Raw genomic sequence first — 17,279 nt, 5'->3', positions numbered from 1 at the left:
AAACACGGAATATATGAAGAAAAAAAGACCCTCACTACAGGATGTTGCCGACAGAGTCGGTGTCACGAAAATGACAGTTAGTCGCTTTTTGCGAAACCCAGAGCAGGTTTCTGAAGTGTTACGCGGTAAAATTGCTCAAGCGGTGGAAGCGTTAGGGTATATTCCCAATAAGGCCCCCGATTTGCTGTCTAATGCAACCAGCCATGCGATTGGTGTTCTGTTGCCGTCGCTGACCAACCAAGTTTTTGCTGAAGTGATCCGCGGTATTGAAACAGTGACTGACCATTATGGTTATCAAACCATGCTAGCACACTATGGTTACCTTCCTGAAAAAGAAGAGGAGCGCTTAACTTTTCTACTTTCTTACAATATTGACGGTGTGATCTTAGCAGAGCGTACCCATACTGATCGCACGCTTAGAATGTTGAAGACCGCGGGGATCCCTGTGGTTGAGATCATGGATAGCGTCTCTCCGTGTTTAGATGTTGCTGTCGGTATTGATAACTTTGAAGCCTCACGGCAGATGACAGCAGCTATGTTAGCGCGTGGCTGCCAACATGTGGTGTATCTTGGCGCTCGATATGATGAACGGACCTTTATTCGGCTACAAGGCTATGAGCAAGCGATGCGTGATGCGGGGTTGGAGCCTCGTAATGTGATGACGCAAGCAAGCTCTTCTTATTCATTAGGCGCTCAGTTACTTCATGAGTGCAAAGAAAAATACCCCGAGGCAGATGGTTTATTTTGTACCAACGACGACCTTGCCATCGGTGCTATTTTTGAGTGCCAGCGTCTTGGCATTAAAGTTCCTGAAGATTTGGCAATATCAGGTTTTCACGGTCATGATGTTGGGCAAGTCATGACGCCGAAATTAGCCAGTGTTTTAACCCCTCGGGATAGCATGGGGCGTAAGGCCGCCGAAGTACTGCTCGCGCGCATTAATGGTAAAAAGTTACCACAAACGTTATTTGATGTTGGTTTTGAGTTACTGCCCGGTGAAAGTATTTGAAATTAAAAAGTGATGCAGCATATTAGTGAGAGAGGCATCACAGATCTCTTTATTTCCCTATCAAGATAATTGCTAAAAATAGCCGCACTGCTGATAATGTTACTGGTAACTGTTACCGGTAACAATTCAGTTTCTATCATCGGTAAACAAAAAATAAGCGTACCTTTTTTATTTAACACCTGAGGAGTTTCCCATGAGTGATACCCAAGCACAAAATTATACATTTGTTTTTATGGGGGTATCGGGTAGCGGTAAATCGGCTGTCGCAAGCGGTGTCGCTCAAAAAACAAATGCGGCTTTTTTAGATGGTGATTTTCTGCATCCGAGAGCAAATATTCAAAAAATGGCTTTGGGCCACGCACTGAATGATGAAGATCGCCAACCTTGGCTTGCAGCATTAAATGATGCCATTTTTGCAATGCAGCGAACCAACCCTATTTCTTTGGTTGTATGCTCTGCATTGAAAAAAAGTTATCGCGATAAGTTAAGAGAAGGTAATAAGAATCTCTATTTTATCTACCTGAAAGGGGATGCTGAGCTCATTGAAAATCGCCTCAAAGCACGTAAAGGGCACTTCTTTAAGCCTGAAATGTTGGTATCACAATTTCAGGCACTGCAAGAGCCTACATCAGAAGAACAGGATGTTCATGTTGTCGATATTCGCCCATCACTTGATGAAGTGATTGAAAATACACGTACGGCTATTCATCAAATTGTTTCTGGAGGCAATTCATGAACACCCCAGTTGAAGCATTAAGCACACTGACACTCGTTCTGACTGCGGTCGGCTCTGTGGTTTTATTACTGTTTCTTGTCATGTACGCCCGTTTACATGCTTTTGTTGCATTGATGATTGTCTCTATCGGCGCTGGATTATTTTCAGGTATGCCAGTGCAAGACATCACAGAAACGATGCAAAAAGGGATGGCAGGAACACTCGGTTTCTTGGCTATCGTTGTCGCACTTGGCGCCATGTTTGGGAAAATTTTACATGAAACAGGCGCGCTCGATCAGGTTGCGACAAAACTACTCCAATTATTTGGGGAGAAAAGAGCGCATTATGCTGTAGGGATCGCCGGTTTAATCTGTGCATTACCACTATTTTTTGATGTTGCGATCGTGCTGTTGATTGGGGTGGTATTCGCTGTAGCAAACCGCACAGGTCATAATGTTGTTCGCATGGCTATTCCGTTGTTTGCTGGGGTAGCAGCTGCGGCTGCGTTCTTACTCCCAGGGCCTACACCAATGTTGGTCGCTTCACAAATGGGCGCCGACTATGGCTGGATGATCTTAATTGGTCTGTGTGCGGCAATACCCGGTATGTTATTGGCAGGTCCACTCTTTGGCAGTTTTATTAGTAAACATGTCAGTATTGATATCCCAGCGGATTACCAAGCACCAACGATGGATCACGGCAAAATGCCAAGTTTCGGGTTTAGCCTATCTTTAGTCTTGTTCCCATTGGTATTAGTAGGCCTGAAAACTATCGGAACACACTTGGTTGAAAAAGGCTCTACGCTTGAGCATTGGCTTGAGTTTATTGGTCATCCATTTACGGCTTTATTATTAGCGTGTCTGCTAGCTGTTTACGGTTTAGGTTTCCGCTATGGCATGAATAAAGAAAAAGTCATGGAGGTTTGCTCTGCGGCAATCCAACCTGCGGGGATCATTTTATTGGTAACGGGTGCTGGTGGTGTCTTTAAGCAAGTACTTGTTGATTCCGGTGTTGGCCCCGCATTAGGTGATTCATTAATCGGTGCAGGCTTGCCTATTGCCGTTGCGTGTTTTGTCCTTGCTGGCGCTGTCCGTGTGATCCAAGGCTCGGCAACGGTAGCCTGTTTAACAACGGTTGGGTTAGTCTTGCCTGTAGTTGGTGAGTTAGGTTATTCAGGGGCACAATTGGCGGCATTAGCGACTTGTATTTCTGGTGGATCACTCATTTTAAGCCATGTGAATGACTCCGGTTTCTGGTTGTTTGGTAAGTTTACGGGGGCAACGGAAGCTCAGACATTGAAAACGTGGACCATTATGGAAACTATCCTCGGTACTACAGGGGCAATAGTCGGTATGATCTTCTTCGCTTTCTTGTAATTTAACGACTCCCCGAAAGCCAATCGCGTTCGGGGAGGAGTGAGCAAAATAGGGCAATTCCAAAGAGATTCATTAAGCGAATTTTGTATGACCACTCGATAGGAGATCCGTACCATACGAGCATTGTTGTTTATAGGGGCGATGGTAATAAGAGTGGCAGATAATGCGATGAATGTATTTGCTGCTAAAAAGAATGGCGAGAGCGTATCTCGCCATTTGCTTTTTAGATTAGTTTAATAACTGGCTAAGCTGTTGATAAAAGCCTTGCGCACTTCTTTTATAGCCTTCGGCAGATAAGTGAACATTATCAGGTCGTGCGAGATCCTGTGCGGCCCATGAACGAATCGAGCAAGGCCCACCCATAAAATCCTGCCAATCCCAGAATAGAGTATTTTCTTGTGCTGCTATCGCTTTTTGGATCTTGATAACATTCTTTAAATGCACAGGCATTTTGGCATCGCAGCTTGTGGCATCGTTAAATTTAATTGAGTCATTAGGGCCGACTAAAACGATGACACTTTTTGGCATATATTGGCGGATTTGACGAATTTTCTCACGCAAGCTTTGCTGGTACGCAATTAAATCTAACTTGTCGTTGAATGCTTCGTTAGTGCCATAAGCTAAGATCACCATATCGGGTGACATCTGTGCCAATGTTTCAACCCATTGTGGCTGCCATTTATCAATCATATTGATTGTCGCGCCATTAATGCCGATCGCCGATAACATAACGCCCGGACGATTTGAGCGCAACAGCCACCCTCCTAGCTTGAGGTTATTGTCATTACTTACAGTAACTTCAGCCGGTAACTGAGTATTCACAGGAGAAGAGAAGCGCCAATAATTGCCTGTTGCGGGTAATGCAACGGGTGATGAAGCCGCAGGGGAGACACTCATCTGACTGCCCGCTGTGTTTTGGTAAAGAGCTTGCAGTTGATAAACCCCATTTGCCGCTTGCAATGGCATCAGTTGTACAGTGCTCGCCGATGTCATTGGTAACGCGATAAGCCCACCAAGAGGGTAATCGAAACGCTCATCCTTACGGCTACTAAACAGTTCCCATTGCTGTTTATCGCTTCTACGGTTAATTGTCGCAGTGCGCTGCCCCGGAATGGAAATCGCAGGTACAAAACCTGGCCCCGCATCACCATAGCGTTGTTGGAACAATGTTCTTAAATTACCGCTAAAGAAATCGGCAGCAGTATGAGAATCCCCAATTTGAACAATATGGACCTGTTGATGACCTTGCTTTAGTTTGCTCGCAAAGTGGCTGAGGTTTGGCTCAGCGTTATTGATGAGCTGCCCACGTACATTCACATTTGTGAGTGTACCACCTCGTGTTGAACCTTGACTCGTCCGCTCGGCATCTTGTTGACAGGACAACAAGCTTAGCGACAGCAAAGCGATGACGCTAGCTGCCGCTAACTTGGATTTGGCTTGACGCAGTTTGTTCTGCTTCATGAGGTATCTCTTTTTCCTCTTCAAAATGAATTAATGAAAATACTTTTTCAGCTATCGCTTGTTGCCCTTTGGGGCTGAAATGGATCCCATCACCACTTCTGAGCTTAATTTTGCTGCTATCGTCGCCGAAATAATCGGAGTAAGTGAGGTCTTTGTATTTAAAGACATCATTCACGGAAAAATAAATTTCACCACTGTTTTCGACTTCGGATTGATAGAGACTCCTTAGGAACCTCATACCTTCTGATAGAGTAGATTTGCGCATATTGGGAGGGCCAACCCAGATAACATCGACATTATGTTGGCGCGCAGTCGTTAATATATCATTAATGCGAGAACGATACACCTGCTCCCATATTTCGCTTTTAAACTTCACATATTTATAGCCCGTATCTGGTGGCATATCCCATGGGTCATTAGGGCCAAGGAAAACCACCAGCACTTTAATTTTAGGGTTATCATTCAACGCCTTAGAAATGGTTTGCGGCCAATTAAAAAAGCGTGGATAAGCAAGCCCCGTGCTTTGCTTACTCAGGTTAATGCTATCGATATTATAGTGTTTCAATAGCATATTCTTCACATGTGGTGCGACACCTTGCATCATCGAATCACCCGCAAACAGAACCTGATCACCTTTCTCTAATTTCGCCACCGTTTTAGGCTCAATAGGCCCGGTATGAGCGACTTTTACTGGACCGAGTTTGTTGCCCTTTAATGTCGCCCGCGCTTGTTGGCGTTTGAGTAATTCAGGGAAGGTGACAGAGAGAGATTCTGCCGGATAGAGATAGCCATTAATAAAATGTAGCCCAACTTGATAGCCTTCAGGAAAGGTGCGTTTGCTATTTTCATTTGCGATGGCAAGTGCTTCTGCGTCTTTAGTATCTTGAGCATGTTGCCCTGACACATGATAGAGGAAAGTACTACCCGCAGCGAGTGAACCCTCATTTAAATAAGCACCATAATCCCAAACAGGGTTTCCAGACAGAGACGCCCAAGGGGGATCGCGGTGATATTTTTGTTGCCAAAAACGCTCTAATGAACCTTGATTGAGCCAAATTAATAATAGCCCTACGACCAAAACAATAAAAAAGACTTGTCCGGTTTTTATTAGATTTCTTTTAAACTCAGAAGTTAGCATAAATAAATCCCGGCATTCCTGAAGGTGAAAGCATAAACATAACAGTCAAAATAAGCGCGAGTGGAATAGGGTAATAGTACCAAGCTATATTTTGGTACTTTTTCGCAATATAGTGATATGACTGTACAAAATAAGGGTACAACAGCAATAATGCCCAAAATGCGATTAATAGGCCGAGGCTGGAGCCTATTGATGCAATAAATCCAGGCGCCCCAAACTGTGAGATCATCATGAGTGCGTCATCAAAGGTTTGGCTGCGGAAGAATATCCAAGCAAAGCAGACAAAATGGAATGTCACAATGCGCGATATAAGTGTGGTCGCGGTGTGATTAAATCGATTATTGGCCCAACCTAATTTTTCCATCCATAGATTCTTAAGGTTGAGTAAGACAATCCCTAGGCCATGAATGGCTCCCCAAATAACAAAGGTCATTGCCGCACCGTGCCATAATCCAGAAATCACCATTGCCAAAAAGACATTCGTATTCATCCGACTAAAGCCTTTTCGGTTGCCTCCTAGTGGGATATAGATATAGTCACGGATAAATGTCGAGAGGCTAATGTGCCAACGCGCCCAAAATTCCTTTAAGTTGGCGGCCATATAAGGCGCATTAAAGTTAACAGGAACTCGAAAACCTAAGAGTAAGGCAATACCAGTTACTAAGTTGGTATAACCTGAGAAGTTAAAATAAATATTCCATGCATAGGCATAGGTTGCGACGAGTATTTCTCCTGCACTGAAGCCTGCTGGCGCATCAAAGACAGGGTTCACAAAGTTTTCCGATAAATAGGCACTAAATAGAAACAGTTTAACCAACGCTAATGAAATAAGTAGGATTGCTTTTCGCGCATCCAGTATTTCGCGGCTTTCTGCTTGAATTTGTGGAATAAAATTCTTTGCTCGGTTAATTGGACCAGCGACAATACTCGGAAAAAAGCTAAGGTATAGCACGACATCGAAGAAATCGGCTTTGGGGATCTCTTTGCGGCAAACTGAAAGTGTATAGCTGACGGAATGGAAAGCATAAAAAGAGAGTCCAAGCGGCGCTAATAATTCAATAATAGGTAAACCTACATTAAGCCCCAATTTATCGAAGGTTTGCTGGAGTGTTTCTTGAAAAAATGAGTAGTATTTAAATGCAGTAAAGCAACTGATTATTCCTATCGCGAGTAATGTAAATACCCATTTATTGGAAAGCCAATTTGAAACCCAATTAGTAAGAAAATAAATAAATAGGGTATAGCCGAATAAGATATAAGCAAAATCGGGATTAAAGGAATAAACAAAAAAATAACTTGCGGTTATTAGTAGCCCATTTTGAAGCTTCGCACTAGGCTGGCAGCTCCAGTAAATAAGGAAAAATACCAAAAAAGAGCCAAGAAACTCGAATGAGAAAAAATTCATATAAGACTCAGATTGTTAATTATTGTTGCATACTCGTCATACATCAAGTTAGCTGCGCTACCGACTACATTTATTCACACGTGCCACAAAATAGGGGATCTACTTAGTGTGTGTTTCTGTATCGCTTAACGGCATCTCGAATTATTTGAAGTATAAATGTGTATTCACATCATATTAATAATCGGCCTGGTTGCAATAAGAAAAAATCCACTTTATAAAAAAGTGGATTTTAGATGAGTACTTGTACCTGGTGATACAAATTAAATTCGAGTCGATGCCGTTTTTTGAGCTTGTGTAATCAGTTCTTCATTGCTCACGTACATCTCTTGCAAATAACGGTTATAAGAGGAACCTAGTTGTGAATACCCTTTCATATCATTGATAAGCTTGGTTGTATCTAGCTCATCTTTTGATAAACGTTGTTTTGCTCTAGACGATCGTAGTGACTCGTAGGCATTGTGAGTATTCATATTCTTCATATAGGCAGACACGGTCTCTTCAACAGAGTTATAGGCGGAATAGCCTTTAATTTTCCCCTGATTGACTTGGCAACCTCTGCCGCATCTCATACCAAATAAATTACCGTTTTGCTGTGCTAGCTGTGACGTTCCCCAACCTGACTCAGTGGCTGCTTGGGTCGCAACCAAATGGGTTGGCATGATATCAACACGGCTTAACAGCTTATCCCAATTGACTCTATTTGGGCTGGTACAGGTCATACCATAGCTATTACATATTTGAGCTAGACGGCGAAGTTCTTGTGCGCTCCACTTTTTGTTTTTGCGTACAGAAAGTAACCATTTACGCTCAGCCATGATTTCTTGATTGACTTTTTCAATCACAGGGACAATCGTTTTTAAAAACGCTTTCTTACGTGGTGTACCGGATGGGTATTTTCGCAAATCAGGCAGAGGTGTATGAGCCTGATTTGAGCTCTGCACGGCCTTGTGAGAATACTCTTTCTTGAGTGTGGTACTGGTACTTGTTGAGCCAAAACTCAACCCCGAAAATAAAAATAACAGTAAGAAAGCGAAGACGGCGTTTGTCCTCATCGTTCGAGAGGGCATTTGCTTCTCCTAATTTCTCTGAACAAAAATCGAGCGAATAGTAACAGAATAATTTTTGGGTAGCTACTTTTATCCGGCTGACTTTAGCTAAATTACTGCATTTTCACATTGTGATTTATTTTTTGTTTAATTTATCCTTGTTTAATAATGTGTTATATTTCTTGTGTTAATATTACACTTAAAACTAATAAATATTAATGATGTATTGATGCAAAAAACAAGTTAACTTAACTCAAATGTGGGTAAATAACACACAGTTCACCTCGTTATTATAAGGTTATTTTGCTTATTTATTAAGCGATCGATAGCCTGTTTTTTATACAAAATTGGTAATTTGCGTTTTTATCAAAGGGTGATGATATTAATATGAGCAGTTTTCGAGTGAAAAAATGAGCTAAAAAATGCGGGGGAGGGGGTGAAAAATCGGTGGAAATTTAGCCTAAGTGAGCAATCTCCACCTATTTTCGTTTAGGTTGTTTTAAAACGACAATCGCTGCTGCTGTTGATCCTGTTTTTGCACTTTGGTGGATAAAGCTGGAAAATCAGCGACGGTCCAATAGGTTTGCGGAATAGGCAATTGGGCCATCTTTTTTGTCGGTAATAACCTAAGTTGCGCAAGCTGGTGTAAAACATAGCCTCGATACTCGTTAGGCAAACTTAAACGTAAGTGCTCAGTGGGTATCATTTGCAAAGGTATTAAAGGATAACGATTATCTGAGGTATCGTAGTCACGGGTTAACACAAGGAATTTTTCAGGAACTCGTTGGTAGCTATTCCACCATAAGCCATCGACGCGGTCGAACATCTTCCGAGTTTGTGATTTACTATTCGCACCTAGCTGCTCCAATGCGATAGGCAGGGTGTTTTCCAGAGATTGAGAGAACATCGGCAATGATTGCGCTCTCCCCTGTAAAATTAATGTCATGGCTAAACGGGCGCCAAGTAGGTTGGAATAGAGGTCTTCTGGTGAAAAAGCTGAGATCCCCTCGGAAAAGCCGGGAACAGATTGGTAACCATACCATTGGGCAATTTCATGCCAAGCTGCTAGCTGGAATGCCAATTTTGCTGCTAAATAAGCGCTAAGTGTATAACGCTCCTGAGCGGAAGTCGGGGGCGCAAATGAGTGGAAGACGATTTGTCGGCTAGCCAGTTCATCACTTAATTTGAGCGTCCAGCCTTCCCCCAGTTTTGGGTAAATTTGACTAAACAAAAAGAGGGTATAGTCAGCCGTGTCCCTGACATGGGAAATATCGATAAACCCGCCTTTCTCGCTATATAACAGGCCAACCTTTTCCTTACTCACGCCCATTAAAGCGGCGGTGGCCCCGAAAAAGCTATCGTTATAATGATGTTCACCTAACTTATCGGCTTCGACGATATTATCAATCGTATAGAAAGGAACTGGGATACCCCAAAGTTGTGCGTGCAGATCATAGCCAAAAGCGCAACAGGCTCTTAGGCCTTGAGGCGGTGCTAGAGGGGATAATACTGGCCATGTCTGAGTCGCTGATTCGTGAGTATCACTACTCAGCTCAGGAAGAACGCTGGGTTGCTTGTAGGGGGTAGTGTTTTGGCATGCTGCTAATAATAAAGTGAATATAAGCATGATTAATCGCTGTAACATTAAAAAGCTTCCCCTACTTGAAAATAAAAACCAGTGCTATTGCGACCAACCCCAAAATCGAGCCGTACATTCATACGTGGTTTGAATTCAAAACGATAACCGACACCCGTGGTAGGCAACCAATGACCTTCACCTAATTCAGCCGTTTTATCGCTCATCGTGCCTGTACCTACCCAGCCGACGATACCATGACGCCAATCGAGTTTATGCCGTAACTCTAATTGTGTCGTAAAAATATTATTATCGCGATAGCGACCTTCATAGTAGCCTCGCATACGATTGGCGTTACCTAATAATGACAGCTGATCCCATGGTACTTCACCCGTGGTAAATCGTGCATAGTTATCGAGTGCTATGACTGTGTTTTCAGTGAGCTCGTGGTAATAGGCGTATTGTAATTGGGTACTTTGAAAACGTGTATCGCTGCCAAAACTCGGCGAAAAATAAGTGTAGACCGCTTCGAAAGCCTGCCCGTGATGCGCATTTGGCAAAAAGTCGCGTGTATCATAACTAAAGTAGGCACTCATGCCTGAATTAATAACAGACTGCCCGCCAATTGATTGTTGAAAATAACGTTTAGCACCATCATCAGGGTCGTTAGCATTAATAGAAGAAAAGTTCCAGCCGAGCCCAATATAAGTAGCGTCGGTGAGACGATAGAGTGCACGAGGCGTAATTTCAAATTCTTGAGAGTGATATTTTTCTTTATTATGGTCATTCTTACCGGCGGCGTAACCTTTCCCCCAATAGTAGGTTGGAATATTGTTTAACGTACCAGAAACAAATAACCGCCATTGGTCATGGTCAATAAAGTTATAGTTGGTAAAGTTAACGCCAAATGCGCCTGTAGAAGAGGCAAAGCCACTTAAACCTATTGAAGACGGTTGAGTCTCTTTATCATTTTTATCAATGCGGTATAACCCCACTAATGCAGTACCTATACCAATCCCCATTTCGGGGGTGTAGAAAGGGCCGGGCAATAACCCCCAATCAATGGTTTTACTCTCATCGAAATGGTTTGTACCACCAAGATCATTTAACCAGCCATCAATTTTTTGCCGATCAGGTAGCAGTTCCGCTTGCGTGGGGAGGGCAATAAAAAGGCTGAGCAGTGTCAGCCTTAATAAAGAAGAGTGTTGTTGCTGCAGCATTAAAAACGAAACTCACCTGAGATATAAAAACTATTGCGGTTATTAAAGCCAACTTCGGTCAGAACATTAAAATTGCGAGTCAGTTCAACGCGTGCGCCGACAATGTTATTCCATTTATGGGCAAGATGTTGTTTAACATCGAATTTTGTGTCACCGGGTGCAAATATCATCCATTTGCTTAAGTCAGGAGGTAGATCAAGCTTACTGATATCCCCTTTAAAACGTTGGGTAATATCTTGGTACATAGCACCAGTCCAAACTTGAATTTTTGTATTTCCTTGACCGCTAATCAGAGGATCAAAAATAAACTCATAACCCACACGTGGGGTAATAACTAAGGCTGAGATATCGCCGTCTAAAATATCTAGATTTGTTCTAGTATAGTTAGCATCTAAGGTTGTAAAGAATTGGTTGTACCCGCCAGCAAAAGTGACACCACCGCCGTATGTTTTCCCTTCATACTCTAATTCGAAAGGTAAATTCTTCCCGATAGGGATAATCCAATCTGTGCCCAAAGGTAATTTCATTCGGGCTTCTACGTTATTTAGATTTGTTTTTGATGTTCCTTTTGTTTTTCCATAGAGCCCATACACATTCATAAAAGGGAACACCCAAGCATCAAGCTTTAAGACATGTGACTCATTTTTACTACGTGTATGCCCAGTTTCGATATGGAGTAATTTCTCTAAGTCCATATTTGAATTAGAAATAAAACCGATTTTATCCACGACAACATCTTGACGCAGGTTCATATAGCCGTAGCTCACACCAAAAGGCTCTGGGATATCGTAACCGCGGGCGCGTGCTTCATCGCCCCAAATTGGTAATACACGAGATTCGCTTGAGGATGAGCGCGTAATACCACCTTCGCTGTTATTTTGTGGAACGCCAGACTCACTCATGGTGATTGAAAAAAGTGGGCGATCACTATCAGCAAAGCTGACAGGAATAGAAAAACAACAAGAGAATAGCAACGCTTTGCTAAGTTGAATGCGTGTCATAAATAGGCTCAACATTGAAATAAACAAGGGAAAACAAGTCTATAAAAGACGAGTGATAAGTTTAGCATAATAGGGGAATTAATAGATGGCGTTAAATGCTGTGTTTGAAGAAAACTTGAGCTTGGTCAATTACTTTTATAGTCTATTAGATTGAGAAGGAAGTGTTCACAAACAATAAAAGAAGCGGGGAGCTTCTTTTATTGACGATCGTCTGATTATTTCTGTTTGTTTTGATGAAAATGCACACGCTCATGGAAGTAGGCTTTTAAATGATCTTCCATTTGGTGTACTTTTTGCTCTAATGCATTGATCAAAACATCATCATTGTTCATATCAAAAACACGCTCCATCGCGAGCTGATCAATGTACTGTTTTTGCTCTTTGGTGAGTTCTGCCATATCTAAAGCCCATATTTAAATGTCATAAAAGAGAGTATCCAAGAGGATAGTTGAATTAAGGTTATTGTGCCTGAGTGACTTCGGATTGAAAAGTAGAATAAGTTGTTGTCGAATAATGACTATTTCTAAATATACAGATAATCATTTTAATATGAATTCGTTAAGATTATTCACAATATAAAACGATAGACTAAGCTGCTATCCTTTGCCGAGTAAATAAATTATAGGCTTATATAATGAATAATAAACAACAATACCTCGATATTGCCGCCGGTAAAGGTGAAAAAGAAGCATCTATGATGGTGGCAATCCCTGCCTCTGAATTAACGTTATCTCTCTTAGAGCTACGTTTAGAAGAGCAAGACTATTTTACTGAAGGTGAAATTGATTATTTACCTGAAAGTGAAAGTGATTTTTTCTTTTCATGTAAACGCGGAGAAGAAGAACTGCGTTTTTATGTCTCATTAGTGGATAGTGATCCTGAGTACGTCATTAATCCCTATTTTTCAACCGATCCAATCAGCCCGGAATTGTATGCAGAGGCAAGCGCTGCACCGCAAGCGGTGATTGTTGAGTGTCTATTTCGAGACCAGCCATTGGTTAGCTATCTACAGCAACTAAAACTTATTCAAATATTAGTCCCTGATTTATTGTTGGGGCTTGATTTATCGGCGGCAGGGAAAGTCTTTACTCGTGAATGGTTAAATTTCCAACTTATCGATGACTTAATGCCAAGTATCGATTCTTTATATGTTGTTCACGCTATTTATGATCATGACGAAAGTGAAGAGCAAGAGAACGAGGAGCGTGGCCCAACCATGTATTGGTTCCACACGCATGGCCTTGCACGTTGTGGCTTATCCGAAGCGGAAATCATTATTCCACATCCGATTGCTTCTTATTACGGTATTCCAGAGCTATTTTGGAGCTTTGTTAATAACAGCATTACACATGGCAAAATTGAGTTTAATGAACCAATTTTTATCGGACAAACAGAAAGTGGTTATGAGTATTTAGTGGCGCTACCGTTTGAAGAAGGCTTAAAACATGTTGGGCAATCAACGCCAATTGATAATTTGAAACCACTCGAAGAGATGAATTATGAATTTGGCGATGCTGATTCCAACCGTTTTATGGGGGATTGGCAGGATCGTGATGAGTCTCATCAACATCCGTCTGTGATGCTCTTTAGAGTGACACAAGAAGAACCAGTTTTAGAAAGCTTTTTTAAAGGTTTTGAAGATCAAAACGCCATGATGTTTATGCGTACCGACGAAGAAACGGCGGATATGTCTCGTAAGGCTAAATTGCGTTGGGAATACTTCACCCATATGCTGGATAACTATGGTCCGAAACCTGTAGTACAGAAAAAAGGCTTCTTTTCTAAGCTACTTGGAAAATCAGACACCGAAGAAGAGAGCGAATGGCGTTTCTTGGTGAAATGTGGCATCGGTTATCGTGACGAGGAAGATGACTACGATGGCCATGAGCATATGTGGTTTGAACCCGTTTCATGGAACGGTGATCAGTTTGAGGGGCGCTTGATCAATCATCCTTTCTATGTGAAGACGATGCAGGAAGGGGAAGTATATCCTTTGACTCGTGATGATATCACCGACTGGACCATCTATTACCAAGACGGTAATTATACTCCGGATACCATTTATAAATTACTGTCTGGGTCTCAAGTGCATTAAATCTCTGCTTAGCTGCACTCGGATAATTTAGCGTATAGAATGGGTACTTTGAGTACCCATTTTTATTACAGAGTGTCGTATATGAATGAAACTGAATTATATCAATATGCGTTATTTATGCTGTCTCGCCGTGATTACGGAACGGCGGAATTATCAGCACGCATGAAACGGCGTATGTATGAAAAAAATGACGGTATTATTGACGAGCCGTTGATTGAGCGGGTAATTGAACGTTTAGGTGAACAGCATTTCCTGAATGATACTCGCGTCATAGAGCTACAGTTACGTAGTTATATTCGTAAAGGTTATGGACCATTACGGATCAAGCAGGAATTACGCCAAAAAGGTTTTACTGCGACTTTAATTGAACAGCAGTTTGAGCAGCTTGATGTGGATTGGTTTGAGCTTGCGACGGATGTGCGTTGTAAAAAATTCGGCGATGAAATTCCTCGCGACTTTAGAGAAAAAAGCAAGCAAGTCCGTTATTTACAGTATCGAGGTTTTTCAGGTGATATGATTTTTGAACAGTTTCGATAACCCATCATTTAATTTTTTAATCACATGCCTACGCGTACACGACCCCTCAAAACAACTAGATTGGTGCGGCTAATCGGTTTTCTCCAATTCCAGATAAGTGCTATTTGCAATACGACGTGAATAGTTTTTACCCTAGGAGGCATTATTACGGCCTTGATGGTGCCTGTTTTTTTACACGCCGGACAAAAGACTTTCATACCCTCTGTAGCGATATCGATATCTTTCTGGCTAGCAACATCGCTTCTTTCTAATACAGTACCGCCCGTTGATGTGGTATCTCCTTTTTGAATCACTTTACGGTTATCAATGGTGCAGCGCATTTTCTTCTTTGTGCCTAATCACTTCGTTTTCCTTGACGTATTAAATGCCAAATGGTTGTGCCTAGATCATTTTTACCCACATCAAAAGCAAAATCCCCTTGCTCAAAATAGGCCTCTAATGGAGATCCTGTTTTATTGTGGTAATACCTGTCCACTCCCCATTAATTAAGACACCCTTAACTAGCGTTTTCTAACTGTTGACTGATTTCCCTGTATTGCATGGCTAACTGACTGTCCTGTGTCGCGAATTCCCCGACACGCTGAGATAACGCGCTCTTACGCTTGTCGTCCATGGTGCAGTTGGTCAATTTGATATTGTGGCTCTGCGTCTGATATCTTTTGGCTGACCGTTTTCACTCGGTCTGGTTCTGATACTCGCTCATGCTCCAATACGTGAGAAACAGACTGATCCCTGCCAATATCAACACCAGTACGTCCCTTTTAAACGCAAATTTTTCCCCTCGGTTTATCCATCGCGATCAGGAAATAGCTGTCTACGGTGAAGCAAATTCTGTGCTGTTTGATGAGGTACAAACGGCGCTGCACGTGGCGTGTCGAGATAATGGTTTCTCCGCTCGGCAGTGGGCTAGTCTTTCTTTTCCCATCCTTATAAAATTATTTACCATTTAATGTATTGCTAATGTGTTTATTTGTCATAATTATCTGATATTGACATGATCCGCGTCAGTAAATCCCGTTCATATCTTGGGCAAAGTACCATCAAATAAAAAATGAAACAGGCAGGGGAAGTATATGATTGAGTTGTTAATTGGCGTCATCGTCGCGATAGGCGTTGGGCGCTATATTATCAAAGGCTATTCAGCAACGGGTGTGTTGATGACAGGCGGTATTTTACTCCTGATCATTACCGTGCTTATGGGGAAAAGTATTTTACCAGAAGCAGTAAAACCTACGGGATGGCGTGCGACCGACATTATTGAGTATATAAAATACTTATTGATGGATCGTGGTGGCAACTTAGGGATGATGATCATGGTGTTGTGTGGGTTTGCCTCTTATATGACCCACATTGGCGCAAATGATGTTGTTGTCAAAATTGCGTCAAAACCATTAAAGATGATCAACTCACCTTATATGTTGATGGTTGCCGCTTATATTGTCGCTTGTTTAATGTCATTGGCCGTTTCTTCGGCGACGGGGCTAGGGGTATTATTAATGGCGACCTTGTTCCCTGTCATGGTAAATGTGGGGATTAGTCGTGGCGCCGCAGCCGCTATCTGTGCTTCACCAGCGGCCATTATTTTAGCGCCAACTTCTGGCGATGTGATTTTAGCGGCAGAAGCTGCCGAAATGCCGCTCATTGATTTTGCTTTTAAAACGACGTTACCCATTTCAATTATTGCGATCGTAGCCATGTCTATCGCTCACTTCTTCTGGCAGCGTTTCCTCGATAAAAAAGAGCAGGTCAACACAGAAATGTTGGATGTGAGTGAAATTAAAACTCATGCTCCGACTTTTTATGCCATCTTACCGTTCACCCCGATTATTGGTGTGCTGATCTTTGATGGTAAGTGGGCGCCTGAATTACACATCATCACAATTATTGTTGCTTGTATTATTTTGGCAGCAGTTATTGAATTTTTACGTAGTTTCAATGCCAAACAGGTCTATTCGGGGTTAGATGCCTGTTATAAAGGTATGGCTGATGCATTTGCCAGTGTGGTGATGCTGTTGGTGGCCGCTGGGGTCTTTGCACAAGGCTTAAGTAGTGTCGGCTTTATCAAGGGGCTAATTGGTTTAGCGCAATCCTTCGGCTCTGGTGCAATAGTGATGATGATTGTACTGGTCATTATCACCATGTTAGCGGCGATGACAACAGGCTCAGGGAATGCGCCTTTCTATGCCTTTGTTGAACTTATTCCTCATTTAGCAAAACAGATGGGAGTGAATCCAGCCTATTTAGTGATCCCTATGTTGCAGGCTTCTAACCTAGGACGAACATTATCACCCGTTTCTGGCGTTGTCGTCGCGGTATCCGGTATGGCAAAAATATCACCATTTGAAGTGGTCAAAAGAACCTCCGTTCCTGTATTAGTGGGTCTTTTGGTGGTGATTATTGCAACGGAAATTTTGGTTCCAGTATATCGCTGATCACTTTTTAGTGTTGTGATTGGAAAAGCGGCTGAAGCGATCTTTTTTCAGCCGCTTTTTTATTTGAAGGCGGATAGTTAATCACGCTAGTAATCGAAAATTTGTTAATTTTTAGTGTGTTTCTTTAAATAAAATAAGGTTTTTTATTTTTTATTCTCCCCCATTTTTCCCTATTAAGCGCCTTTTTTGAGATCTGCACCAAAAAGACAAACAAAAGCCGGAAAATAAGCTAGGTACTCAATAGTAATTGATGCAAAATCCGCACATC

At 42.1% G+C, this 17,279-nt stretch carries 15 protein-coding genes; 6 read left to right on the top strand and 9 right to left on the bottom strand.

Annotation, left to right across the window (positions count from 1 at the left end; all coding sequences use genetic code 11):
• The first annotated feature begins 13 nt into the window (after positions 1 to 13).
• The 3 genes from gntR (at position 14) to gntU (ending at position 3,100) form a co-directional block, all read left to right on the top strand.
• Entirely contained in the window at positions 14 to 1,009 is a 996-nt protein-coding gene (gntR, locus tag PSF11_RS13485; protein WP_004926113.1) for a gluconate operon transcriptional repressor GntR, read from the top strand.
• Between the two features lie 193 nt (positions 1,010 to 1,202).
• Entirely contained in the window at positions 1,203 to 1,745 is a 543-nt protein-coding gene (gene gntK / locus PSF11_RS13480) for a gluconokinase (protein ID WP_004925965.1), read from the top strand.
• Positions 1,742 to 3,100 carry a gluconate transporter gene (gene gntU / locus PSF11_RS13475; RefSeq protein ID WP_004925967.1) on the top strand — a complete coding sequence of 453 codons (1,359 nt, stop codon included), beginning with the start codon at positions 1,742 to 1,744 and terminating at the stop codon, positions 3,098 to 3,100. Before gntK ends, gntU begins: the two co-directional genes overlap by 4 nt.
• A gap of 228 nt (positions 3,101 to 3,328) precedes the next feature.
• Here gntU and PSF11_RS13470 read toward each other — a convergent pair whose 3' ends face one another.
• The 8 genes from PSF11_RS13470 to PSF11_RS13435 form a co-directional block, all read right to left on the bottom strand.
• Positions 3,329 to 4,561: an SGNH/GDSL hydrolase family protein gene (locus PSF11_RS13470; protein WP_014656917.1), complete on the bottom strand. Its 1,233-nt coding sequence runs from the start codon at positions 4,559 to 4,561 to the stop codon at positions 3,329 to 3,331.
• Positions 4,512 to 5,699: an SGNH/GDSL hydrolase family protein gene (locus PSF11_RS13465; RefSeq protein WP_041705094.1), complete on the bottom strand. Its 1,188-nt coding sequence runs from the start codon at positions 5,697 to 5,699 to the stop codon at positions 4,512 to 4,514. The genes PSF11_RS13470 and PSF11_RS13465 overlap by 50 nt, the downstream gene beginning before the upstream one ends.
• The gene (locus tag PSF11_RS13460; RefSeq protein WP_036944032.1) at positions 5,686 to 7,104 is read right to left on the bottom strand and encodes an MBOAT family O-acyltransferase; all 1,419 of its coding nucleotides are present in this window, start codon (positions 7,102 to 7,104) and stop codon (positions 5,686 to 5,688) included. The genes PSF11_RS13465 and PSF11_RS13460 overlap by 14 nt, the downstream gene beginning before the upstream one ends.
• Positions 7,105 to 7,364: 260 nt before the next feature.
• A complete protein-coding gene (locus PSF11_RS13455; protein WP_014656915.1) occupies positions 7,365 to 8,171 on the bottom strand; it encodes a protein bax in 807 nt (268 codons plus the stop codon).
• A gap of 478 nt (positions 8,172 to 8,649) precedes the next feature.
• Entirely contained in the window at positions 8,650 to 9,795 is a 1,146-nt protein-coding gene (locus tag PSF11_RS13450) for a DUF4056 domain-containing protein (protein ID WP_072502571.1), read from the bottom strand.
• Complete coding sequence (locus PSF11_RS13445; protein WP_014656913.1) at positions 9,795 to 10,946, bottom strand: BamA/TamA family outer membrane protein; 1,152 nt, start codon at positions 10,944 to 10,946, stop codon at positions 9,795 to 9,797. Before PSF11_RS13445 ends, PSF11_RS13450 begins: the two co-directional genes overlap by 1 nt.
• Complete coding sequence (locus PSF11_RS13440; RefSeq protein WP_072502570.1) at positions 10,946 to 11,947, bottom strand: hypothetical protein; 1,002 nt, start codon at positions 11,945 to 11,947, stop codon at positions 10,946 to 10,948. Before PSF11_RS13440 ends, PSF11_RS13445 begins: the two co-directional genes overlap by 1 nt.
• Positions 11,948 to 12,162: 215 nt before the next feature.
• The gene (locus tag PSF11_RS13435) at positions 12,163 to 12,345 is read right to left on the bottom strand and encodes a hypothetical protein (RefSeq protein ID WP_072502569.1); all 183 of its coding nucleotides are present in this window, start codon (positions 12,343 to 12,345) and stop codon (positions 12,163 to 12,165) included.
• A 236-nt stretch (positions 12,346 to 12,581) separates the two neighbouring features.
• Here PSF11_RS13435 and PSF11_RS13430 point away from each other — a divergent pair, with 236 nt between their 5' ends.
• Positions 12,582 to 14,042 carry a DUF4026 domain-containing protein gene (locus tag PSF11_RS13430; protein ID WP_004925984.1) on the top strand — a complete coding sequence of 487 codons (1,461 nt, stop codon included), beginning with the start codon at positions 12,582 to 12,584 and terminating at the stop codon, positions 14,040 to 14,042.
• Positions 14,043 to 14,123: 81 nt separating this feature from the next.
• On the top strand, positions 14,124 to 14,579 hold the full coding sequence (locus PSF11_RS13425; RefSeq protein WP_072502568.1) for a regulatory protein RecX: 456 nt from the start codon (positions 14,124 to 14,126) through the stop codon (positions 14,577 to 14,579).
• Between the two features lie 20 nt (positions 14,580 to 14,599).
• Here PSF11_RS13425 and PSF11_RS13420 read toward each other — a convergent pair whose 3' ends face one another.
• Positions 14,600 to 14,899 (bottom strand): PAAR domain-containing protein, encoded by a 300-nt coding sequence (locus tag PSF11_RS13420; RefSeq protein WP_072502567.1) that lies wholly within the window; start codon positions 14,897 to 14,899, stop codon positions 14,600 to 14,602.
• 753 nt (positions 14,900 to 15,652) lie between these two features.
• Between PSF11_RS13420 and dcuC the strand changes: the two genes are divergently transcribed.
• Positions 15,653 to 17,011: an anaerobic C4-dicarboxylate transporter DcuC gene (dcuC, locus tag PSF11_RS13415; RefSeq protein WP_004925992.1), complete on the top strand. Its 1,359-nt coding sequence runs from the start codon at positions 15,653 to 15,655 to the stop codon at positions 17,009 to 17,011.
• The last annotated feature ends 268 nt before the right edge of the window (positions 17,012 to 17,279 follow it).

Source organism: Providencia sp. PROV119 (genome assembly GCF_028482435.1).
Taxonomy (GTDB): domain Bacteria; phylum Pseudomonadota; class Gammaproteobacteria; order Enterobacterales; family Enterobacteriaceae; genus Providencia; species Providencia stuartii.
The sequence above is the reverse complement of the archived record's forward strand: the minus strand, read 5'-3'. Positions and strand labels throughout refer to the sequence as shown.